The 22,025-nt window shown below is 49.4% G+C and carries 20 protein-coding genes; 2 read left to right on the forward strand and 18 right to left on the reverse strand.

The genetic code is table 11. The features are described 5' to 3' along the window. Positions 1-68 precede the first annotated feature (68 nt). On the forward strand, positions 69-626 hold the full coding sequence (locus tag QRN70_RS25560) for a TetR/AcrR family transcriptional regulator (RefSeq protein ID WP_285420639.1): 558 nt from the start codon (positions 69-71) through the stop codon (positions 624-626). Here the strand turns inward: QRN70_RS25560 and fabF are convergent. Together fabF and QRN70_RS25570 are read right to left on the reverse strand one after the other, a co-directional pair. Continuing rightward, entirely contained in the window at positions 623-1,897 is a 1,275-nt protein-coding gene (fabF, locus tag QRN70_RS25565) for a beta-ketoacyl-ACP synthase II (RefSeq protein ID WP_285420640.1), read from the reverse strand. The two genes, QRN70_RS25560 and fabF, sit on opposite strands and share 4 nt — an antisense overlap. Positions 1,898-1,914: 17 nt before the next feature. Further along, positions 1,915-2,712: an SDR family NAD(P)-dependent oxidoreductase gene (locus QRN70_RS25570; protein ID WP_285420641.1), complete on the reverse strand. Its 798-nt coding sequence runs from the start codon at positions 2,710-2,712 to the stop codon at positions 1,915-1,917. Positions 2,713-2,960: 248 nt separating this feature from the next. On the opposite strand from QRN70_RS25570, the gene QRN70_RS25575 reads away from it, so the two are divergent. Beyond that, positions 2,961-4,322: a Wzz/FepE/Etk N-terminal domain-containing protein gene (locus QRN70_RS25575; RefSeq protein ID WP_285420642.1), complete on the forward strand. Its 1,362-nt coding sequence runs from the start codon at positions 2,961-2,963 to the stop codon at positions 4,320-4,322. A gap of 80 nt (positions 4,323-4,402) precedes the next feature. Here QRN70_RS25575 and QRN70_RS25580 read toward each other — a convergent pair whose 3' ends face one another. The 16 genes from QRN70_RS25580 to rpsA form a co-directional block, all read right to left on the reverse strand. Next, complete coding sequence (locus QRN70_RS25580) at positions 4,403-4,738, reverse strand: ComEA family DNA-binding protein (RefSeq protein ID WP_285420643.1); 336 nt, start codon at positions 4,736-4,738, stop codon at positions 4,403-4,405. 112 nt (positions 4,739-4,850) lie between these two features. After that, complete coding sequence (locus tag QRN70_RS25585) at positions 4,851-6,845, reverse strand: polysaccharide biosynthesis protein (protein ID WP_285420644.1); 1,995 nt, start codon at positions 6,843-6,845, stop codon at positions 4,851-4,853. A gap of 85 nt (positions 6,846-6,930) precedes the next feature. Further along, positions 6,931-7,959 carry an MraY family glycosyltransferase gene (locus tag QRN70_RS25590; RefSeq protein WP_285420645.1) on the reverse strand — a complete coding sequence of 343 codons (1,029 nt, stop codon included), beginning with the start codon at positions 7,957-7,959 and terminating at the stop codon, positions 6,931-6,933. Then, complete coding sequence (locus tag QRN70_RS25595; RefSeq protein ID WP_285420646.1) at positions 7,956-8,921, reverse strand: UDP-glucose 4-epimerase family protein; 966 nt, start codon at positions 8,919-8,921, stop codon at positions 7,956-7,958. Before QRN70_RS25595 ends, QRN70_RS25590 begins: the two co-directional genes overlap by 4 nt. After that, on the reverse strand, positions 8,921-10,174 hold the full coding sequence (locus QRN70_RS25600; RefSeq protein WP_285420647.1) for a glycosyltransferase family 4 protein: 1,254 nt from the start codon (positions 10,172-10,174) through the stop codon (positions 8,921-8,923). The genes QRN70_RS25595 and QRN70_RS25600 overlap by 1 nt, the downstream gene beginning before the upstream one ends. Positions 10,175-10,188: 14 nt before the next feature. After that, positions 10,189-11,319 (reverse strand): non-hydrolyzing UDP-N-acetylglucosamine 2-epimerase, encoded by a 1,131-nt coding sequence (gene wecB / locus QRN70_RS25605; protein WP_285420648.1) that lies wholly within the window; start codon positions 11,317-11,319, stop codon positions 10,189-10,191. A gap of 407 nt (positions 11,320-11,726) precedes the next feature. Next, on the reverse strand, positions 11,727-12,845 hold the full coding sequence (wbjC, locus tag QRN70_RS25610; protein WP_285420649.1) for a UDP-2-acetamido-2,6-beta-L-arabino-hexul-4-ose reductase: 1,119 nt from the start codon (positions 12,843-12,845) through the stop codon (positions 11,727-11,729). 3 nt (positions 12,846-12,848) lie between these two features. Beyond that, positions 12,849-13,886 carry a polysaccharide biosynthesis protein gene (locus QRN70_RS25615; protein WP_285420650.1) on the reverse strand — a complete coding sequence of 346 codons (1,038 nt, stop codon included), beginning with the start codon at positions 13,884-13,886 and terminating at the stop codon, positions 12,849-12,851. A gap of 13 nt (positions 13,887-13,899) precedes the next feature. Further along, positions 13,900-15,102, reverse strand: coding sequence for a glycosyltransferase family 4 protein (locus QRN70_RS25620; RefSeq protein WP_285420651.1), 1,203 nt, complete (start codon positions 15,100-15,102; stop codon positions 13,900-13,902). Next, positions 15,102-16,274, reverse strand: coding sequence for an EpsG family protein (locus tag QRN70_RS25625; protein ID WP_285420652.1), 1,173 nt, complete (start codon positions 16,272-16,274; stop codon positions 15,102-15,104). The genes QRN70_RS25620 and QRN70_RS25625 overlap by 1 nt, the downstream gene beginning before the upstream one ends. Then, positions 16,261-17,520, reverse strand: a complete 1,260-nt coding sequence (locus QRN70_RS25630) for an oligosaccharide flippase family protein (protein WP_285420653.1) — start codon at positions 17,518-17,520, stop codon at positions 16,261-16,263. Before QRN70_RS25630 ends, QRN70_RS25625 begins: the two co-directional genes overlap by 14 nt. A 414-nt stretch (positions 17,521-17,934) precedes the next feature. After that, positions 17,935-18,984 (reverse strand): LPS O-antigen chain length determinant protein WzzB, encoded by a 1,050-nt coding sequence (locus tag QRN70_RS25635; protein ID WP_285420654.1) that lies wholly within the window; start codon positions 18,982-18,984, stop codon positions 17,935-17,937. A gap of 116 nt (positions 18,985-19,100) precedes the next feature. Continuing rightward, positions 19,101-19,343, reverse strand: coding sequence for a lipopolysaccharide assembly protein LapA domain-containing protein (locus QRN70_RS25640; protein ID WP_285420655.1), 243 nt, complete (start codon positions 19,341-19,343; stop codon positions 19,101-19,103). Next, the gene (gene ihfB, locus QRN70_RS25645) at positions 19,340-19,636 is read right to left on the reverse strand and encodes an integration host factor subunit beta (RefSeq protein WP_285420656.1); all 297 of its coding nucleotides are present in this window, start codon (positions 19,634-19,636) and stop codon (positions 19,340-19,342) included. The genes QRN70_RS25640 and ihfB overlap by 4 nt, the downstream gene beginning before the upstream one ends. A gap of 152 nt (positions 19,637-19,788) precedes the next feature. Beyond that, the gene (locus tag QRN70_RS25650; RefSeq protein WP_285420657.1) at positions 19,789-20,067 is read right to left on the reverse strand and encodes a hypothetical protein; all 279 of its coding nucleotides are present in this window, start codon (positions 20,065-20,067) and stop codon (positions 19,789-19,791) included. A 207-nt stretch (positions 20,068-20,274) separates the two neighbouring features. Next, on the reverse strand, positions 20,275-21,960 hold the full coding sequence (rpsA, locus tag QRN70_RS25655; RefSeq protein WP_285420658.1) for a 30S ribosomal protein S1: 1,686 nt from the start codon (positions 21,958-21,960) through the stop codon (positions 20,275-20,277). Between the last annotated feature and the right edge of the window lie 65 nt (positions 21,961-22,025).

Genomic DNA, 22,025 nt, shown 5'->3' on the forward strand with positions numbered 1-22,025 from the left:
AAGTAGAAGTACAGTCACCATCTCATTTGCATTGGGTAAGATGGCAGCCTTGTTGCGGAGAGTTTCCAATGCGTTATTCGCAGGATCATAAAGCCCAGACCCATCAGCGCATCATCAAGGAAGCCTCCGAGCGATTCCGCAAGGACGGCATCGGTGCGACCGGCCTGCAGCCGCTGATGAAAGCGCTCGGCCTGACCCATGGCGGTTTCTATTCGCACTTCAAGTCCAAGGACGAACTGGTGGAAAAGGCCCTGCAGGCCGCCGGCGAGCAAGTGGATGGGCTGTGCACGGAAATCTTCGCCCAGGAAAAACCGCTCGAGGCATTCGTCGATACCTACCTGTCCGAATGGCACCAGGCCTCTCCGCACGAAGGCTGCCCGCTGCCAACCCTCTCGGCGGAGCTGGGCTTGCGTGGCCAGCCGAGCCCGACCAGCGATGCCGTGCTCAACGCGCGCCTGGCGCAGATCGCCGGCACCCTCGAAGGCGAAAACAGCGCCGAACGCAGCATCGTCATCATGTCGACCCTGGTCGGCGCCCTCCTGTTGTCACGCAGCGTGGCGGACCGCGAATTGGCTCAGCGCATCCTCGACGTTACCCGCGATCACGTGAAGCGCTCGCAGGACTAAGCCTGCCAGCGCTTGAACAACACGCTGGCATTGACCCCACCAAAACCGAAGCCGTTGGACAACGCGTACTCGATAGGCAGCGCACGCGCCTGGCCGTGCACGATGTCGACGCCTGCGCTCGCCGGGTCCGGATTGTCCAGATTGAGCGTCGGCGGCACGAACTGATCGCGAATCGCCAACAAGGTGAAGATCGCTTCGAGCCCGCCGGCTGCGCCGAGCAGATGTCCGGTGGCGGATTTGGTCGAGGTCACGGCGATTGCGTTCTGCGTGCCGAACAGCGACTTGATCGCCGCCAGCTCGCCAAGATCGCCGACCGGGGTCGAGGTGGCGTGGGCATTGAGGTGCTGCACCTGGTCTGCCGTGATGCCGGCCTGCGCCAATGCCAGTGCCATCGCCCGCCGCGCACCGCTGCCGTCTTCCGGCCCGGCAGTGAGGTGATAGGCATCGGCGCTGGTGCCATAGCCGACCAGCTCGGCCAGCGGTTGCGCACCCCGCGCCAGTGCGTGCTCGAGGGATTCGATAACCAGCAGGCCGGCGCCCTCGCCCATGACAAATCCGTCGCGGGCACTGTCGAAGGGCCGCGAGGCACGCTCGGGCGTATCGTTGAAGCCGCTGGACAGCGCCCGGGCTGCGGCGAATCCGGCAAGGCTGACGCGATCGATGCACGCCTCCGCCCCGCCACAGATGGCGATATCCGCTTCACCGGCGCGGATCAGGCGTGCCGCATCACCGATAGCCTGCACCCCGGCGGCACAGGCGGTCACCGGAGCACCCAACGGGCCTTTGAGGCCGTGCTGAATCGACACATGACCGGCGGCCAGATTGACCAGAAACGAAGGAATGGTGAACGGCGACAGGCGGCGCGGGCCGCGGCTGTCGGTGGTGCGCACGGCCTCGGCAATCGCGCCGAAGCCACCGACGCCGGAGCCGATGATGGTCGCCGTGCGCTCCTGATCACCCGCTGCGGACGGCCGCCAGGCAGCCTGTTCCAGCGCCTGCCGGGCCGCCTCCAGGGCGAACAGAATGAAGCGATCCATCTTCTTCTGCTCCTTCGGCGGCGTGGCGCGATCCGGATCGAAACCGCCTTCGGCGTCCTCCTCCAGCGTCGGCACCACACCACCGACCCGCGTCGGCAGATCGGCAATCACCGCGTCCGGCAAATTGCGCAGCCCGGAACGTCCGGCCAGCAAGCGCTGCCAGACCACTTCGACGCCACTTCCCAATGGAGACACCAGGCCCATGCCGGTGACGACTATTCGACGCTGATCCATACCGCAGTTACCCCTGATCAATTCTTGTAACGTTGTGCCGCCGAACTGCGCGACAGGTTCGGTGCCATCACCTGCCGCGCGGCAACGAATGAATGCCACTCCCCGGCATCGGGCAGCGAGGGAATCGTGATCAACTCACCCTGATCCAGCCCCGCCAGTGCCGCATCGACCATCTCCCCCGCTTCCATGACCATTTCCGCCGGAATGCCACTGGCGTCGATGCCGGAGCGCTCCCAGATCTCCGTACGCGTCACCCCCGGCAACACCGCTTGCACCTTGACCCCGGTGCCGTCGAGTTCGGCATTCAGCGACTGCGTCAGGCTCAACACGTAGGCCTTGCTGGCGCTGTAGACGGCATTGAAACGCTCAGGGAACAGCGCCACCACCGAGGCGATATTGATGATCGTGCCACGCCCGGCCTTGGCGAAACCCGCGGCGGCGGCCGACGCCAGGCGGGTGACCGCCGTGATGTTGAGCTGGATCAGACGCTCCAGCTGCTCCATGTCGGCATTGGCCAACAGCCCCTCAGTGGCGACCCCGGCGTTGTTCACCAGCAGGCTGATGGCCGAATCGCTGCGCAGGCGCTGCTCGACCTTGAGTACGTCGTCTTTATGGGTGAGATCCGCCTTGAGCACTTCGACCTGTACGCCATGCTCCGCGCGCAGTTTGCTGGCGGCAGCTTCCAGCCGCTGTTCATCACGCGCGACCAACAGCAAATCGTAGCCGCGCGAGGCCAGACGCTCGGCGTAAATCGCACCGATGCCGGAGGAAGCTCCGGTGATAAGGGCCGAGCCCTGAGACTGGACAGCGTTCATAAGTGTGCTCCCGGGAGACATTGGTAATGACGTGAGCCTTTGAGTATAGCGATGCTTCTGGAAAATATTACACACGTAATCTTACAGAATGCAAACGATGAGAAGAGTGTCATTGCGTGACTCACCGGTCGCTCAGTTTGGCTTCACGAGGAGCCATCGTTGACCTCGAAAGCCCGAGAACAGAGCCTTCAGACGAATATGACAGTTTTACCGTCAATAGCTTGTGGACAGATTTTAGATACGCGAGAATGCAAAATATTGCTAAATATTTTTTCAGCAGCGTTCAGCGCGGCTTCCGACAGTACCTAATTTTTCAACGCGAGCGTTTAATGAATCTCCCCGCAAAAATACGTTCTGAGAATGAGCATCACGAGATCGATATTCCCGCACTCCTTCGGGAGATTTGGAAGCAAAGAGGCATAATTCTGCTGTTTACCGGGCTGTCCACAGCTATTGCAGTTACTTATGCATTAACAGCAAAACCGCAATACAAAGTCCAGAACTACATTACGCCTGTAGCTTCCGCAGAGTTGGATACGCTGAACGAGTCCGGGCTCTACAACATTAAGCCGGAAGAAGCGCTAAGACGCGTTGGTTCGTCGCTTGAGTCCTATTATGTACGCCTGCAATTTTTCCAGGCGAATCCCGAATTACTGTCCCCGGTACAACCCGAAGGGATGTCCACAAAAGATGCGCTCGACCGTTTCAACGCGAATGCATTTAGCGTTGAACAAATTGACTCTAAAAAAGCCGCCAGTCTTTCCGACGCGATCCAATTTGGCGCGGAGTATCCGTCGGGGATGGATGGCGTCTCTATCGTCAACAACTTCACCGACTTTGTAATCAAGCGCGAAAAAGAAAAAGTCGAAACAGACCTGAATAAAATCATTGCCAACCGCATCGCTCAGACCGAGAGAAAGCTCGTTTCAAAAAAAGCTGCATATGAAGCTGAAACCGACTCAAAAATTGCAGAACTTCTGGAGAAGGACCAACTCAAGAAGGAAAACCTCCAGGACGAGCTGAAGGCTCTGCGTCAGCAGCTGCAAACTCGCCGGCAGAATCGGATCAAGCAATTGGACGAAGCAATATCCATTGCCAAGAAACTGGGAATTGTTTCACCGACTACACCTTCTGCTCTCGGAGACGCGTCGCAGGTGAGACAGGGCAACATGATTCGGACCGAGGTCAGCAACCAGACGATACCTCTTTACTTCATGGGCCAATCAGCACTGGAAGCAGAACGAGCGACGCTGGTTTCGCGAAACTCTGATGACTTTACCGAACCTCGTGTTGACGAAATCCAAAAAGAGCTGAGTCTGCTGGCTACCAACCGCCAGGTAGCATTACTTAAACAACGCAGAAACGAAGAGCTATTCTTGAAAGGCTTGAGCGAAATTCGCGAGGAACTGGCGCATCTGAAAAACCTGCACATCGATTTCAACCAAGTCAATCTGGTTAATATCGACAGATCGGCGTCACCTCCACAATCGCCCATAAAACCTAAGAAAACGCTGATCGTAGGCTTAGGCTTTGTATTCGGATGCATGCTCGGCATTGCCGTAGCGCTAGCACGGATAGTTATGTTTCCGAGAAAAAAGATTGAGCTCTGACTTGTACTTAGCTCACAACTATCTAACAACTCATTAATAAAAAAGGGCCGATCAATGATCGGCCCTTTTTTATATCTTCATTAATTCACTTCCAACTTATCACGATTCCTTTCTAGGATTGCCTTGCCAATCCCTTTGACTTCAAGCAGCTCATCCACCGATGCAAATGGGCCGTTATTGTCACGGTACGCAACAATCGCCTTGGCCTTTGCCTCACCAATACCACTCAGTTCGCGCTGGAGTGTGGACGCGTCAGCAGCATTGAGGTCAACCTTATCGATAGTCGCTTTAGCGACTGAGTCCATCACTACGGAAGACTCGACGGGCGCGGTTTTAGCCTCCGGAGCCGCGATGGCAGCAATCGATGCACCGCTCAGAAGGGCAAACACCAGCGAGTAGAAGTAGCTTGTACGCATAAGATGACGCTCCATGACATTGATTGGGAAGCAGCTTTTCCTAAGCTGCTTCCCAAATCTAGGCGATATGCTGGAGCTGTCAAAAACGCCTACGTTACCGAATGTGAAACAATCAAGGCTCCAATCGGCGCTGCTGGTAGATCCAATCGACAATGTCGCCATCGGGCGCGTAACCGCTGACGGTTTCACGAAGAAGCTGACGAACACGAACGTAGTCATCCTGCTCGACCGAGTTGAGCAATTCAGTCAGCTTGATTTTAAGCGCGTCCCAGGGCAAATGATCCTCGTTGGCAGTCATGATCATCGGATGCTGGGTGGCCGCCACGTTATCGCCGATCAGCAGCTCTTCGTAGAGCTTTTCGCCAGGCCGCAAACCGGTGAACTCTATGGAAATATCGCCATGCAGATTCTTTTCCGAGCGAACGCTCAAGCCCGAAAGATGGATCATTTTTTCAGCCAGCTCGACAATTCTTACCGGCTCCCCCATATCCAATACAAACACATCGCCGCCCTGCCCCATCGAACCGGCCTGGATAACGAGCTGAGCGGCTTCAGGAATGGTCATGAAGTAGCGTGTGATCTTTGGATGAGTGACCGTCAAAGGCCCACCAGACTTGATCTGCTTATAGAACAACGGTATGACTGAACCCGATGAGCCCAACACATTACCGAATCGCACCATAGTAAAGCGTGTCTTGTTAACCCTGGAAACATTGGTCACGTCGCCGAAGAGAACCGGTGCGAGCTCCCTACTGAGAGCTTGCAATGTCATCTCGGCTAGACGTTTTGTACTACCCATTACATTTGTCGGCCGCACAGCTTTATCTGTGGAGATCAAAACAAAATTGGCAACACCCGCCATCAAAGCGGCCTGCGCAGTATTGAGCGTGCCGATTACGTTATTAAGCACACCTTCAGCTATATTGTGCTCAACCATTGGAACATGCTTGTAAGCCGCCGCGTGATATACCGTATCCACGCGCCAAGTTTTCATGACATCCAGTAACTTATCCTGATTTCGTACTGATCCTAAAATCGGTAGAAGACGGACGGAAAGGGATTCTCTAGCGACTCGCTGTTCGAGCTCGGAGAGGATGCTGTAGAGATTGAACTCGCTATGCTCAAAGAGCAGAAGTACCTTCGGACGTAAAGCCAGAATCTGCCGGCAAAGCTCCGAGCCGATCGATCCTCCGGCGCCCGTGACCAATACCGATAGACCCGTAACGCAGTGTTCCAACAGATCGCCCTGCGCCGGAACGGCATCACGTCCTAACAGGTCGGCAATGTCGACCTCTTGAATATCATCAACTTTGACTCTGCCACTGGCCAGGTCCATAAATCCTGGAATACTTCGAACATGCAGGGGAAAGCCTTCGAGGAAGCCAAGGATTTCACGACGCCGGCCCCGACTCGCAGAAGGAATCGCTAAAAGAATTTCCTGAGCGCCTGTGTCATCGATCATTTGTTGGATGTGTTTCGGCTTGTATACCTGAAGCCCGGATATAACTCGGTCAGCAATGCTCTTGTCGTCGTCTATGAACGCGACCGGACGCATGATACGTCCCATGCGAAGCGCAGCAACTAACTGGTTACCCGCGGCGCCAGCCCCGAAAATAGCGACTCTTGGCAAGCCGTCGTCCCTGCTCGTAAAAGGCACGTGCTGCGCGGCAGCGAACCAATCACCCAGGAAGTATTGACGCATGGCCAATCTCAAACCACCGATCATGATCAGGCTCAACCACCAATAGTTGAAAATGATCGAGCGCGGCACCAGGGTCTGATGATTGCTGTACCAGAACACAATTACGCCGAGTATCAATGACGACAAACTGACAGCCTTGATAATCGCTATAAGTGCGTCGTTGCCAAAATATCTCATGACGGCACGATACATGCCGAAACGAATAAATAACGGTATACCCACTACCGGGGCGATCAAAAACAGCCAGGTGTGGGCTATCAACGGGTTAACCATATCGTCGATACCGAGCCGCACCAGAAAAGCCAACCACAGCGCAGCCCACACCAGGACGACATCCGCCGAGACCTGGATGAGGCGCTTTTGCCGGCGTGGCAACCCTAGCAACAGTGTGCGTAACTTATCCATAACTCCGTCGTACACCTCGTACCGCCCCCTGTTGAACGCTTGCGACGAGCCAGACGCACTCGACACTTAAAAAACTCGGAATCTCTTACTGAGGGCCCGATTTTATCTCGAGCTCACCTGCACGGTACTTCACAGCCAGAATAACCAAAGGAACATAGGCAATTATCAGACCTAATGCGCCATCCAGATTGAGGTAGGAAACACACAGAGCGATAGGTAGCAACCACCCTAGGTTGATCGCTGCGACCGCTATTGTCACAGGCAGGTGCTTGCGATATTGGCGTGACGCAAATTGGTAGGCATGACTACGATGGGCTTCGTAAACCTTGTCTCCACGCAGAAGGCGTCGTATCAAGGTGAAAGTGGCATCAACGATGAATACGCCTAGCAAAATCAACCAGGTCCAAAGCAAATGCGGCGCTATCCAGGCAGCCTGTATAGAGATGACGCCAAGAACTATGCCCAGAAATCCGCTACCAGCATCTCCCATGAAGATACGCGCTGGGGGAAAATTCCAAAATAAAAATCCTGTCACCGCCAGAGCCAACATACTCGGGATCCAGATATGGGCTTCGAATCCATTCAACCAGTAAATCAGGCAAGCTCCTAGACAGGCCGAGATGGCCTCGACACTGGCGATCCCATCAATGCCGTCCATGAAGTTATAGAGATTGAGCATCCACACTAGATAGACAGCTGCCAAAAAATGACCGAGCCAACTCAAATTCACGCTCAATCCGAACAAACTAACAGCAGGAAGGCCTCCCAGCCAGAATAAAGCCCAAGCAGCTGCAAAAAAATGTCCAAGCAAGCGCCAACGGGCAGCAATATGGCCGTGATCGTCCATGAAGCCGATTATTGCGACCATTGCCCCCGCCCCACCAATCCCAACCAGCATTGGTAGCGCAACCAAATGCGCCCACGCGAGAACTGGCAATACCAGTAAAAAAGCTATAACTATCGCCACCCCACCACCGCGCGGGGTGGGCATCGAGTGAGAACTTCGGGAGTTTGGAACATCGAGAATGCTGCGAGCCAGAGCATAACGTCGCAAAACCGCTGTCAGAATCAACGACACTAAGACCACTGTCGGAATCAACCACCAATAGATCATTTTATTCTACTTTCTCGAAAATGTTGTGCAGTGACTTTTAGTGCTTCGCTCACAGAAACTGGAGGGGACCAACCCAGTAGTGCACGTGTCTTCGTGATATCTACCCGCAATGATCCACACAAACGATTGGATATATCCTTTCTACCCAGTACTGCTGCGCCGAACTTGAATATCCACGCCGGTACCGGTAAGAGACGGGGCGGGCGGTCGAGAGCGAGCGCCATTTTTTTCAGCAACTGCGTGGTTGACAGGTCTTCGCCATCACTCACTAAAAAAATTTGATTAGCGGCAGCCGGATGACGGATACAGACAAAGATCAAGTCCACTAGATTATCAACAGCGACGAGACTACGACTGTTGTGAATTGCTCCAAAAGGCAGAGGCACACCTTTATCAAGCCATTGCATCATATTTCGGAAATTAGCTTTCACGCCGGGGCCATAAACCAATACCGGCCGAATGATGACAACATCCATGCCAGTTTCGACTGCCAGCGCTTGAAGACCTTCTTCAGCTTCCTTTTTCGAGATCCCATAAGGATCCACTGGAGCTGATACGGCATCCGGTGAATAAGCAGTATCCCTTGAAGTTCCTTCGCCGTTGACTTTGATTGAGCTGATGAAGATAAACCGGCGGACACCTGCTGCTGCAGCCTGCCTAGCGAGATTCAACGTGCCTTCTACATTTATTTGGCGAAATGCAGCTAAAGGATCAACCGCTGTGTCGTTCATTACATGAACACGGGCCGCCGAATGTATTACTACATCTACATCGGCAAAACTTCCTTGCCAATCAGTGGAACCATCGATAGCATCAATATTGATTTTTTTAATACAGTCGGCGGGTATATCCGATCCTTTACGCAAAGGAGTAATAACCGCGTAATTTTCACGGACTAGACGACTAAGAATTGCCTTACCAACAAATCCAGTAGCGCCGGTTAAAAAAATAGACCTCGACATTATTTGACATCCTTTCGTAACGTCCCCGAGTAGAACAAATCCTCCAGACGTTTTAATAGCGTTTTTTTAGAAAAATGACTTAAGTAATAAGAGCGGCCCAGCCGCCCCATTTCTTCGCGTTGCGCCGTATCAGTCATTGCCATTTTCAACGTAATGTCGGCAAGTCCTTGTGCATCCCCTGACGCACAAGCGTATCCACATCCGGACTCTTCGATAATCTTGGCGGCCTCACCATTAATCATGCCTAAGACAGGTTTGCTAGACGCTAAATATGCCTGAACTTTCCCAGGTACTGTTTTTTCAAAAACGTCGTTTGTCTTCAACGACACAAGTAACGCATCGGCACAGGCAAAAATCTCCGGCATAGCGCTCACAGGGTGGCGCCCTAACAACACCACATTTCGCAGGTCTCTTGCTTCAACTTGCTCAGCAAGCCAACTACTCATGCGCCCGTCGCCAACAATAACCCAACGGATGGCTGCCCTACCCTTTAATGACTCAACAGCTTCCAACACCGCAGGCAGATCTTGTGCATCACCCAAGTTACCGGCAAAAACAACAGTAAAGTTAAAGTCATCTCGCTTTAACAATACCGATGTTTTTGCAGAGGCGCCTGAAAATTCATCTTCAGCCCAACTGGGGAAGTAGACCAGTCGTTCTGCATCAATATTTTTAGTACAGTATTTTATTACATTACTTGAGAAGCCGTTCGACTGTAACAGCAGGTAATCGGCGCGATTATAAATCCATGAAACAACTTTACCCACTAAAGCCAAAAGTGTTGGACTGCGCAATACGCCCACAGCTCGAAGGGTCTCCGGCCAAAGGTCAAGCACCCATATATATACCGGAGCCCTTTTTAATCGGCCGATCAAAATAGCAGGAATTGCCGCCATGATTGGCGAGACAGCATACACAAAAACTGAATCAAACTTTTCATCGCGTAATTTAACTGAACCAAATGCAGAAGCGCTGAGAAAAAAAGAAAGGTAATTTAGCACCAGGCGAATACTGCTTTTGCCACGAGCGATAAGTGGAACGCGAACTACACGCGCACCGAAATAACTCTTGAACCCCTCGGGGTCGCTTTTGTACTCAGGGAACACCGCACCCTCAGGATAGTTGGGCCACCCGGTCAATACGGTTACCTCGTGACCTCTATCAGAAAAGTCGCGCACCAAATCATTGATGCGCATATTTTCAGGCCAGAAATACTGAGTAACTACTAAAATCCTTAATTTATTATCAGACATTCCTGCGGCTCAGTTTAGTATTTTTTCCAAACGACACGATTTACATAGTCAACGTAGCTGTGAACTATTCGAACTACTTTATCGGCTACGTTTGGCATACTATAGTCCGCTACAAGTCTCAGGCTGCGCACTTCCCCTCGGCTTTGACCATCAAGCACTTGTAAGGCCTGCAATACCCGGTCCGATTCAAGACCAACCATCATCACTGCGCCCTCTTCCATACCTTCTGGACGCTCGTGTGCTTCACGGATATTCAACGCAGGGAAATTAAGAATCGAAGATTCTTCATTAATAGTACCGCTGTCAGAAAGTACCGCCTTGGACTCGAGTTGCAACTTGTTGTAATCTTTGAACCCAAGTGGCTTCAATAGACGAATATTTTTGTGGAATTTCGCACCCATTGCGTCAACACGCTTTTGCGTCCGAGGATGAGTTGACACAATAATTGGATAATCATATTGAGCGGCAACAGTGTTGAGAACGTCTACCAGCTTCCCAAAATTAGTATCGGAATCAATATTCTCTTCGCGGTGCGCGCTTACAACAAAGTATTTCCCTGATTCAAGACCAAGTCGCTCGATGACATCCGACGACTCAATACCTTCTCGATAATGATTGAGCACTTCAAACATTGGGCTGCCAGTTTTAATCACTCTATCTGGAGGTAGACCCTCACTTAGCAGATAGTCGCGCGCAATAGTGCTATAGGTCAGATTGATATCTGCCGTGTGATCGACTATGCGCCGGTTAATTTCCTCGGGTACACGCATATCGAAGCACCGATTGCCTGCTTCCATGTGAAACGTTGGAATTTTCCGTCGCTTAGCGGGAATTACTGCCATGCAGCTATTCGTGTCGCCCAATACGAGAAGAGCCTCGGGTTTAACCTCTGCTAGTACACGATCAACAGCAATAATCACGTTGCCAATCGTTTCTGCGCCCGTAGCACCTGCTGCATTCAGAAAATGGTCAGGCTTTCGAATTCCGAGATCCTGAAAAAAAATCTCGTTCAATTCATAATCATAGTTTTGCCCGGTGTGCACCAAGATATGATCGCAGTCTCTGTCCAGAGCAGACATCACCCGCGACAAACGAATAATTTCTGGGCGAGTACCCACAACGGTAACGATTCTCAATTTTTTCATTTTTAAACGTCACATTTTAATAAGTGATAAAAACGATCGACAATTCTAATCTCCAACCGTCATGAACGCCATCCATTGGCAAGCAAGAAGTCCAACTGGGACCATTACTTGACGAGTGGACACCATTCTTAGCAGCTAATTGGTCGGATTGAGGCTCGAGAGCCACGCTCAGACCTATATTGATTCAACTCAATGAATCTGGAAAAAGCACGTCATATCGCAATCAATCGAAAAAAACGATATCAACAAAATATTCAATAGCGAAACACTATCAGATCGTAATACGCTAATTAGAAGAATAAAATGTCAAAAATAAGTAACCAGACTACACCCCTTAACGGGTATGGAGCGGCGTGAATGCGACGCCGTCCTGCCTGATTAAGAAACAGAACGGCGCTTAAACAGATCTAAGCCTGAGTACCAACTGGATAGGTATAGGTATCAGGAGCTTCGCGATCGAAAATTTCATTCGCCCAAAGCATCACGATCATCTCCTCAGTTCCCATATTGGTAATGTCATGACTCCAACCAGGAACTGTTTCCACGATCTCAGGCTTGTCTCCTGTGGTCACCAACTCGTAGAACTCACCTGACACAATATGGCGGAAACGGAAGCATGCCGTGCCCTTAATGACGAGAAACTTCTCGGTCTTAGAGTGATGATAATGCCCTCCACGCGTGATCCCAGGGTGCGCAGTAAAGTACGAAAACTGTCCGGCGTCTTTGGTTTTTAGCATCTCTACAAAGACGCCACGCGGATCACCGTGCTTGGGAACTTCGTAAGTAAAATCTTCTGGCGGCAAATAACTCAGGTAAGTTGAATACAACGCCCTGACAAACCCAGTACCTACCGACTCGGTAATCAGCGATTTTCGACTTTCACGAAAGGACGTCAATTGCTCAGCGATTTCGCCGACCGAAACATTATATTGCGGTTCCACTGCAACAAACGGCGCACCTGATTTCTTACCTTCCATTACATCAACAAAACATGAAATCACGTCATCGATGTAAACTAAATTAACGCGCGCAGCCGGATCATTAATCGTAATTGGCAGATCACGAGCAATATTATTACAAAACGTCGCAACTGCCGAGTTATAATTCGGACGGGCCCACTTTCCAAACACGTTAGGCAAGCGGAATACGTGAACATCCGAACCATACTCTGAGCTAAGATCAAGTAAAACCTGCTCTGCACCCAGCTTGCTTTGCCCGTATGCATTATCCAGTTCAGCTTGGGTGGATGACGTATACAAAACAGGGATTTTTCGGCCACTGAGTCGAATAGACTTACAAAGCTCCCGGGTCAGATCGGTGTTGCCGGCATAGAACTCTTGCGGGTTCTGTGGACGATTGACACCAGCCAAATGGAAAACAAAATCAACTTGAGCCACTAGCTCTGGCAAACTTTGAAGCGCGTCTTCACGGGTAAAACGAAGCACTTCAACATCTGACTTCTCGCTCAGATGCGAAATAAGATTCTGGCCGACAAAACCATTGGCACCTGTAATCAGAACCTTCATCTCTTATTCCTCGGGTGTCGCGTGCTCGCCACGCTGAATAGCGCGCATAAAATTCAACTTGAGAAGCAACTTTTGCATTCCTTCCACATCGAGCCGCTCAGTGTTGTGCGAGTTATAATCTTCTGTGCGGGAAATTTTAGTTTCCCCTTGTTCGACAAACTTGGCATAGTTTAGATCGCGCAAATCTGGTGGAACGCGGAAATAGTCGCCTCGGTCCTCAGCACAAGCCATTTCTTCACGGCTGAGCAACGCCTCAAAAAGCTTCTCACCATGACGAGTACCAATCACTTGAATAGGATGATCCGGTACGTTAAGCATATTGACCAATGCTTTTGCCAATACGTCCACGGTAGCCGCAGGAGCTTTTTGGACAAACATATCGCCATTTGTGCCATGTTCGAAAGCGTACAACACCAGGTCGACCGCATCCGCCAGAGTCATCATAAACCGCGTCATGTTTGGATCAGTCAAGCTTAGGGGAGTACCCGAACGAATCTGATCTACAAACAATGGAATCACAGAACCACGAGATGCCATTACGTTACCGTAACGTGTACCGCAAATAACCGTATTATTATCGTTGCGCGATTTTGCAACCATCACCTTTTCCATCATTGCTTTGGAGATACCCATTGCATTGATTGGATAAACAGCTTTATCAGTACTCAAGCAAACAACGCGCTTGACGTTATTCTGAATCGCCGCCTCTAGCACATTATCAGTACCCAGGACGTTGGTTTTGACAGCTTCCATTGGGTGAAATTCGCATGAAGGAACCTGTTTCAACGCAGCAGCGTGAAAAATATAGTCAACCCCGCGAGTAGCATTGAGAACACTTTGAAAATCTCTTACATCACCAATATAGAATTTCAATTTAGTGTTTGCGTATTTTTTACGCATATCATCTTGCTTTTTCTCATCGCGACTGAATACGCGAATTTCTTTGATATCTGTATCAAGAAAACGCTTTAGTACAGCATTGCCAAAGGAGCCAGTACCGCCAGTGATTAGAAGCGTCGAATTATTGAAAGAAATAGCCATGAGAAGACCCTACTTATAGTGATGAAATGATAATACTTCTTGCGTTCTCAACGCTCAAGTATTTTTCGTAATACTGCCGACCATTGGCTCCTAGCGCCTTGCACAGTTCAGCATCATTAATCAACAAATCCAATTTGTCCTTTAGTTTGGTAAGATCTCCTGCAACGACTGCAAAACCGGCGCATATTTTATTTTCAAGAATATCTCCAAAATCCGTGACCGGGTCCAAGGACGCAAGCACAGGGAGAGAAACCTTGAAATAATCCAATGATTTAGAAGGAAAGCTTGGCACAGTCAATTTTTTCGAAAGCGAAATCAAGCCGACATCACAGGCCTGTACCACATGCTGATACTCATCGCGGGGAACGTAATCGATAAATCTTATATTCTGCAAACCGCGATTTACTGCTGATGCCCCTAGCCTTTCTTTCTCAGTCCCTCTTCCAATGAAGAGAAACGTTACGTCACTGCCAGAATAAAGCTCGGCCAAGTCGAGAATATTATCCAACTCCTGAACAATAGACATTGCCCCACCATAAACAGCAATAAAGCCTGTGGAAGGCAGATCGTACTTCGCTCGAATCGCAGACCTGTCCACAGGATCAACCTGTTTAATTTTGGCCCAGAGTGGCAATATTTCCACACGCTTGGGATCGACCGCAGGGAAGTTGTCAAACAGAAACTGCGCATTACCATCCGTCATACAACCAATACGATCGAAACTTTTATACATCAACTGTTCGAGATAACGAAAAAAACCGAAGAATAGCTTATTTCGTATAGCACCAAGATCTTTGAGATAATACGGAAAAAAGTCCCAAAGTACCAAATAGGTTTTGGAACTATATTTCTTCCGAAAATAACGCGACATTCCCAAAATAGTTACACAGGGCGTATTGGCGATTAATAAATCACATTCCCGTACATGCTTCTTAACTTCATGACGAGCGAAGAAAGGAAACAGAAAAACCTTAAGCGCAGTGCCGACAACCCCAGTATTATAAAAAAATGCTGGAAGCTTGACTCTAATAACATTTACACCATCAATCATCTTGGCGAATGATAAAGGTTCATTTTTCAACCAAGAGAAGACGACAACCGAAACCTTATTTCCCTCTTCAAGCAAAGAATAGGCCAGCTCATTTGTCAGCCATGCGTCCTTCTTGTCATCTGCATACTTGGTTGTAAGCAAAACGATATCTTTACTCTTCTTCATTATTTGGACCACAGTACGTCTAATTGGTTAAGCAAATCGTTAGTCCGATCCTGCCCAGTTGAATTTGTATGATCGTAAAACATCTGGCTTTGATAGGGTATATAGACTATCGAAAGCGGACTTGAGAGAAATCTATAGAACGGCAGATATGCAATTATTGCGATGAGGAACACCATAACAAAGCGACTTGCATATGTTAATTTTTGCAAAGCCTCCAACGCGCCCCCAACGAGAAAAATTGCAAAAAAGAATTGATAGCGAGTAGATAACGTAGGAAATCCAAATATAATCAGAGGCACCAGGAGCCCTAAAAACGCCAACTTATAAGTGAGCACGCTTGTTCTTTCATATCGTTGTTCACCAGCAAAAGAATCACGCTTCAGCCAAGCCGTGTAAATACAGACAAAAAACACTAAAGAAACAAGTGCAAATGCCCCGCGATAAGCAAGGGAAGCATTAAACACATCTCGATCAAGATAAATCATATATTTCGGATTTACGTAAACAATTAAAACTTCAACAATGCCGCGTATAATATCAAATGAAGAAATATATAGCATTACCGAGATCAAGAAAACCAGCAAGAATGTCACCCGACTCAAAGGGACGGTGCTGACCAAGATAAGCAGCAATACTCCACCTGCGACTGAATAATGGAACGAGCAGGCTATCGCAAAGAGAACAAAACCAATGATCTTATTACCCGAAAAAAACTTATAAACCCCTATCAAAAAAATGCTTACTGCAAGACCTTGTCGAAGCAAAGAAAACGTCGGTATTAAATAAAAATCTGGAACAGAATACATTACCGCCATAACCACCAAGCAGTACCCAGGAAAAAAACGTCTGACAGCAAAAGCAATAAATAAAACCTCTACTATGCTAATGAATGCGGAAAATTGCTCGAACGTCAATCCCATACTCGTTGCAATTTGAACAAGCCATCCGTAACCGAATTCAAACTCAAGGTAAAACGCTTCACCATTGGCAACTGCTGCGTAATGAGCTTCATAAATAGGCCAGTCGTAGCCGGTCTGAAACTTAAAGCCTACAAAAAATGCGAGCAGCATTACCTGCAAAAGATAAAGATAGACTGAAGGCTGGCTATTTTTTCTTAGCGAAAGAATAGCTAACAACCAAACCAAACCATATACAATATTATACTGGGTCATACTTGTCTTTCTTATCTGATTGCGAAGTTTTGTATTTACCAGCCAAAAACCATATCAGCACTGCAAGGAGCGAAATACTTCCCTGCACTACATACCCAAAAGCCATATTCTCGAAACCATAAAGGCGAAAAAATATCACACAAAAAGCCAGATACAACAACGCACTGAATACCTCATAAGCGAGATAGAACTTTACATGCTGTTTGGCTAGCATTATATAAAGAAACACCCAACTCAGACACTTAAGAGCATCACCAATTACATATATTTTTATAACTCCGGCCGCCATAGTAAAAGCGTCACCGTAAACAAGAAATACAGCAAAATCCGCAAACAAGGCAACTGAGCCAATCATCAACAAGACGAATCCAAAAGCCGCGCCACCAACCTTCAGTACCAGTCGAGCCAGGTCGCTATTTTCTTGTGAACTGTACTTGGGCAGCAAAAGTGTAGAAAATAGAACGCTACATATACCCATGTAGATGTCAGACAGTCGGGTAGCCGCATACCATACCCCCGCCTCCGCCATTGAACCGCTAATCGATATATAGTCCCGCAGAGCGATTTGCACTCCATAGACAATAATTACCGACCCTAAGGCCATAAATGAATATGACAGCAATACTTTTATAGTTTTTATATCTAAGTTTATTAGATTTAGCTTTGGAAGCCGAAATCTTGCTGGCAAAATCAGAACACAAAGCCCAGCAACGACTGGCGCTAACGCAATAGAATAAATCGCCCCAGACTTTCCAAATGAAAATGCCAGAGCACACGTCGCCAGTGTCGTAAGTAGCGCAGTTATAACGGAAAACCAAAAATATTCATTGTATTTTTGACAACCATTAAAGTAAGAGACAAATAAATTATTCAAACCTAAAAAAAACGCACCCAATGGCAAAAGCAGTAAAGCTCGACTCCACTCGCCTTGCAAGAAAAAGTCCGATATAACATTATTAGTAAACAGTAGAACAAGAAAAAAAGAAAAGCTAAAGGCTGTCAGTAATACCAACGAAGATTGCAGAGCTCGCTCTTTGGGGATTTTATTTTCAGCTATCAGCTTAACTACACCGGTGGTAGTCACCGATGAGGCACCAGCGCTAAGAATTTGAAGGAAAGCTTGTATCTGACCGACCACTGCCATTCCGCTAGGTCCGACATAAAAAGCAACCACCTTCAGAGACGCGATAGCAAACATTAACTTGAAGATTGCCTGACAACCAATATTGATGATTGGCTTAATCATTCCTCTCTGCATCCCTGTCCGACAACCATATCTTTCCGCCTATCACATCTTACAAAAAAAAACAACATAATACAGCCCATTTACTGCATTAATTTAATTTGGGACACTCCCCCAAAACATCTCAGTAGAACGGCGCTACGCCAGCCATTATCTCTCAGATGTAACAATAGCGTTACCAGATTTTTTATATGCATCAGCCCACTCTAAGCGCAGAGCAGCATATATCATCACTCGAAGGGAACGAACCCAAAACCTCGAAAAGCGCCAACCAACACTGGGCGCCTTGAGAAAATCCGCGTTTTTACTCAAGAAAATTTAGCCACGCCCAGCTCCAACGGTATGGGAGCGAATCGCGCTAAAGCAGCTGAGGTACTCGACGTGACGACTCGAATACCCCATCAGAGGAGGAAAATATCAATTTCTGGAGCGCAGCAAGAGTGAAAAATGCCTACAGAAAACCACCAACACAGCCAAGAAAATCCCAAGCGCCGCCCCTAGCATCAAAATCGACAACTTATTCGGCTTGATAGGACTATCAGGGTCGTCAACCAATCCATCCTGGCGAAACACAGCCACACTGGAAGGATCGATCTTCAGATTTTTCAGAAAAGAATACTTAACTTGAAGAATCCGAAGATTCTGAATAAATGGATCATCGGATTCACGGCTTTCCAATCCTTCGATTTCAGCCTGGAGAGCATCACTTCCGCGCATATACAAGGTTGGACTGTCCACACCTAAAGATAATTCCGCCGGATTTTTTCCACTTATAATCACCGGTTTAGTTAGTCCTATCGATTTCGCAATAGTGAGAGCCTCTCCCAAAACTTTTATTCTATCCTGTCGCTCACGACGCGCACTTTCACGAAGACCATCAATCTGCTGTTCCAAGTTTCTCGCTCTAACCTCAGCTTCTCGGACAACGTTTTTGATCATTTCATTTTTTGCAGCATCACCGGCCTTATTAACATAAGATCTCGCCCACTGGCCTGCCTCAGCGGGATCATAACTTTGTACAACGACTGAATAATGGTCGGGATTCTCTTTACTTCCGGCAGCAACAACCAATTGCTTAGAGAAACTTTGGTAAAGGCGATCACGAGATCCCTTACGAGCAGCTTCACTTAATGAGGGTAAATAAACTTCTTCAAAGAAAGACTGGCGCAAAGACTCGCTAAAAATGTTACGTGTAAAAACGTCGAAAATATCTTTTACAGAGAATGGGGGTAAATCAGAATTCAACGTCCTACCGTAGTTGAAATCAGCAATGTCATTCTGGGTAGGAGGTGACACATAAACTCTAGCTTCGTACAGAGGTTTCGCGGTAAAGGCATAAGCTGCCGCGCCCATTAACACCAGCATTGTGATGCCGACGACCAGGAATTTTTGAGCCCAAAGCACCTTGATTAACAAAAAAATATCGATTTCATCACTGTTTTTTGAGACGGCTGAGATCTGTGACATGGAAAACAGTATCCTTATTTGTTAATTAAAAGCCAGCCACTCAAACAAAGCCTTCAGCATTGAAAAGCTACCTTTACTCATCCCTAAGAAATTTTCAGCTGACAACGTCGCAGGCGCTAGCCTCGGGGCTTTTTGGAACGAAAGCACCAGCTTAACAACGGCCCAACAGCCAATCCAAACAATAATGGCAACAATATATAAAGTGAAACGGGGAGCCTAGGCATTAGCCACCCGAGAAATTGCACCTCAACTGTCTCCTGGTTTTCGAGTACGAATGCAATTACCGAAACCGCCAATAAGACTAGAAACAGAAATGATAGAAAACGAAAAGCTGCATTGCTCCGCCGCTCGCGAATCACAACATCTCCCCCTCATCTTCATTCACACGATCCCTGAGCTCTTTGCCCGGCTTGAAATGCGGGACAAACTTGCCATCAAGACTCACAGACTGGCCGGTCTTGGGATTGCGCCCCACGCGCGGTGCGCGGTAGTGCAGGGAAAAGCTGCCGAAACCACGGATCTCGATACGGTCGCCGGTGGCCAGGCATTGGGACATTTGCTCAAGCATAGTCTTGATGGCCAACTCCACATCCTTTGATGAGAGTAGCCCTTGATGGGTGACAATTCGTTCGATCAACTCCGACTTCGTCATATTTTTCCCTTCTTTTTCAAGCAGCTAGATCAGCGCTTGAAAGGTTTTAGCACGCCCGGAAGAATTTGAACAGCCCAGGGGTTGACATATCTTTTGCCTCGTCACAACGCCCATTTTCAGGGCACCCACTCACCAAACCGAGCAGCCTGTGCTCAGCGACAGATCACCAGCATGGTTCGGGTCACGAAGCCGGCCGGATTGAAGCCGAACGGAAATTCATCCTCCTCCTTGACGTCATCGGAACGCGTGACAACTCTGTAACCAGCGCCCTTGCACTCCTTCGCCGCGCGCTTCTGGCACCTTTCCCAGCCTGACCCCAAGCCCGAGCAATCAACTTCAATACCGCTGACCCCACGCACCGCATGAGTCTTGGCACTTGTAGTGCAGCCAGCCAAGGCGAGCGCACCCAGTACGACAATCAGCTTGTTCATTCACGTCCTTATGTCAGGCACATGGCCCGACTACTGCGATCTTCAACCTAAGCCTAGCTGCGAATAGGCAATTGGTCCTGTTAAAGAAACAGACCGCTCGGCAAGACCATTGGTTTCACGGGCCGACCGCGGCAGACGTGGATCTCACCAAATCGCAGACACAAAAAAGGGCGACTGAAGTCGCCCTTTTTCATGATCAGACAGAACTCAGTTCTGTTTGGCCATTGCTTGACGCAGCAGTGCCGCCATAGTGGTGTCAGCTGCTTCGCCTTCCGGAGCTGCTTTCAGGCTCTGGATAGCTTCTTTCTCTTCAGCATCGTCTTTCGATTTGATCGACAGCTGGATTACACGGCTCTTACGATCAACGCTGATGATCTTGGCTTCTACTTCCTGGCCTTCTTTCAGAACGTTGCGCGCGTCTTCAACGCGGTCACGGCTGATTTCGGAGGCTTTCAGAGTCGCTTCGATATCGTCGGCCAGAACGATGATGGCGCCTTTGGCGTCAACTTCTTTCACAGTGCCTTTAACGATTGCGCCTTTGTCGTTCTCTTGAACGTACTCGGAGAACGGATCGCTTTCCAGTTGCTTGATGCCCAGGGAGATGCGCTCGCGCTCTGGGTCAACCGACAGGATAACGGTGTCCAGCTCGTCGCCCTTCTTGAAACGACGTACGGCTTCTTCGCCCACTTCGTTCCAGGAGATGTCGGACAGGTGAACCAGACCGTCGATGCCGCCGTCCAGACCAATGAAGATACCGAAATCGGTGATCGACTTGATGGTGCCGGAGATCTTGTCGCCCTTGTTGAACTGGCCAGAGAAGTCTTCCCATGGGTTCGACTTGCACTGCTTGATGCCCAGGGAGATACGACGACGCTCTTCGTCGATGTCCAGAACCATGACTTCCACTTCGTCGCCGACTTGTACGACTTTCGAAGGGTGGATGTTCTTGTTGGTCCAGTCCATTTCCGAAACGTGTACCAGACCTTCAACGCCTTCTTCCAGCTCAGCGAAGCAGCCGTAGTCGGTCAGGTTGGTTACGCGAGCGGTAACGCGAGTGCCTTCTGGGTAACGGGCTTTGATAGCAACCCATGGATCTTCGCCCAGTTGCTTCAGGCCCAGGGAAACACGGTTGCGTTCGCGATCGTATTTCAGAACCTTGACGTCGATCTCGTCGCCAACATTGACGATCTCGGAAGGATGCTTGATGCGCTTCCAGGCCATGTCGGTGATGTGCAGCAGGCCGTCCACGCCACCCAGGTCGACGAATGCGCCGTAGTCGGTGAGGTTTTTGACGATACCTTTGACTTGCTGGCCTTCCTGCAGGGATTCCAGCAGAGCTTCACGCTCGGCGGAGTTCTCGGCTTCCAGGACGCTGCGACGGGAAACGACAACGTTGTTGCGCTTCTGGTCCAGCTTGATGACCTTGAATTCCAGCTCTTTGCCTTCCAGGTGCGTGGTGTCGCGCACTGGACGGACGTCAACCAGGGAACCTGGCAGGAACGCACGGATGCCGTTAACGTCGACAGTGAAGCCGCCTTTAACCTTACCGTTGATAACGCCCTTGACCACTTCCTCAGCTGCGAAGGCTGCTTCCAGAACGATCCAGCATTCAGCGCGCTTGGCTTTTTCACGGGACAGCTTGGTTTCACCGAAACCGTCTTCAACCGAATCCAGAGCAACGTGAACTTCGTCACCGACATTGATAGTCAGGTCACCAGCGTCGTTGTAGAACTGTTCCAGCGGGATGAGTGCTTCAGACTTCAGGCCAGCGTGAACGGTTACCCAGCGAGCTTGGTAATCGATATCAACGATAACACCGGTGATGATGGAGCCTGCCTGAAGGTTCAGGGTCTTTAGGCTTTCTTCAAAGAGTTCCGCAAAGCTTTCGCTCATTTTAATTCCTGTAGATGAGGGCGAAGGATACGCCCATCTCCACACCCCAGACGGTGTGGGTTAGT

Origin of the sequence: Pseudomonas sp. efr-133-TYG-5 (assembly GCF_030209175.1) — a bacterium.
In the GTDB taxonomy this organism is placed as follows: Bacteria; Pseudomonadota; Gammaproteobacteria; order Pseudomonadales; family Pseudomonadaceae; genus Aquipseudomonas.

Excerpts from the sequence above, each read along its gene's own strand:
- QRN70_RS25620 (WP_285420651.1), bottom strand. The coding sequence starts at position 15,102 with ATGAAGAAGAGTAAAGATATCGTTTTGCTTACAACCAAGTATGCAGAT.
- wbjC (WP_285420649.1), bottom strand. The coding sequence starts at position 12,845 with ATGAAGGTTCTGATTACAGGTGCCAATGGTTTTGTCGGCCAGAATCTT.
- QRN70_RS25575 (WP_285420642.1), top strand. The coding sequence starts at position 2,961 with ATGCAAAATATTGCTAAATATTTTTTCAGCAGCGTTCAGCGCGGCTTC.
- QRN70_RS25635 (WP_285420654.1), bottom strand. The coding sequence starts at position 18,984 with ATGTCACAGATCTCAGCCGTCTCAAAAAACAGTGATGAAATCGATATT.
- QRN70_RS25630 (WP_285420653.1), bottom strand. The coding sequence starts at position 17,520 with ATGATTAAGCCAATCATCAATATTGGTTGTCAGGCAATCTTCAAGTTA.
- rpsA (WP_285420658.1), bottom strand. The coding sequence starts at position 21,960 with ATGAGCGAAAGCTTTGCGGAACTCTTTGAAGAAAGCCTAAAGACCCTG.
- ihfB (WP_285420656.1), bottom strand. The coding sequence starts at position 19,636 with ATGACGAAGTCGGAGTTGATCGAACGAATTGTCACCCATCAAGGGCTA.
- QRN70_RS25560 (WP_285420639.1), top strand. The coding sequence starts at position 69 with ATGCGTTATTCGCAGGATCATAAAGCCCAGACCCATCAGCGCATCATC.
- QRN70_RS25585 (WP_285420644.1), bottom strand. The coding sequence starts at position 6,845 with ATGGATAAGTTACGCACACTGTTGCTAGGGTTGCCACGCCGGCAAAAG.
- QRN70_RS25615 (WP_285420650.1), bottom strand. The coding sequence starts at position 13,886 with ATGGCTATTTCTTTCAATAATTCGACGCTTCTAATCACTGGCGGTACT.
- QRN70_RS25625 (WP_285420652.1), bottom strand. The coding sequence starts at position 16,274 with ATGACCCAGTATAATATTGTATATGGTTTGGTTTGGTTGTTAGCTATT.
- QRN70_RS25595 (WP_285420646.1), bottom strand. The coding sequence starts at position 8,921 with ATGTCGAGGTCTATTTTTTTAACCGGCGCTACTGGATTTGTTGGTAAG.
- fabF (WP_285420640.1), bottom strand. The coding sequence starts at position 1,897 with ATGGATCAGCGTCGAATAGTCGTCACCGGCATGGGCCTGGTGTCTCCA.
- QRN70_RS25600 (WP_285420647.1), bottom strand. The coding sequence starts at position 10,174 with ATGTCTGATAATAAATTAAGGATTTTAGTAGTTACTCAGTATTTCTGG.
- QRN70_RS25590 (WP_285420645.1), bottom strand. The coding sequence starts at position 7,959 with ATGATCTATTGGTGGTTGATTCCGACAGTGGTCTTAGTGTCGTTGATT.
- QRN70_RS25570 (WP_285420641.1), bottom strand. The coding sequence starts at position 2,712 with ATGAACGCTGTCCAGTCTCAGGGCTCGGCCCTTATCACCGGAGCTTCC.
- QRN70_RS25650 (WP_285420657.1), bottom strand. The coding sequence starts at position 20,067 with ATGAACAAGCTGATTGTCGTACTGGGTGCGCTCGCCTTGGCTGGCTGC.
- wecB (WP_285420648.1), bottom strand. The coding sequence starts at position 11,319 with ATGAAAAAATTGAGAATCGTTACCGTTGTGGGTACTCGCCCAGAAATT.
- QRN70_RS25580 (WP_285420643.1), bottom strand. The coding sequence starts at position 4,738 with ATGCGTACAAGCTACTTCTACTCGCTGGTGTTTGCCCTTCTGAGCGGT.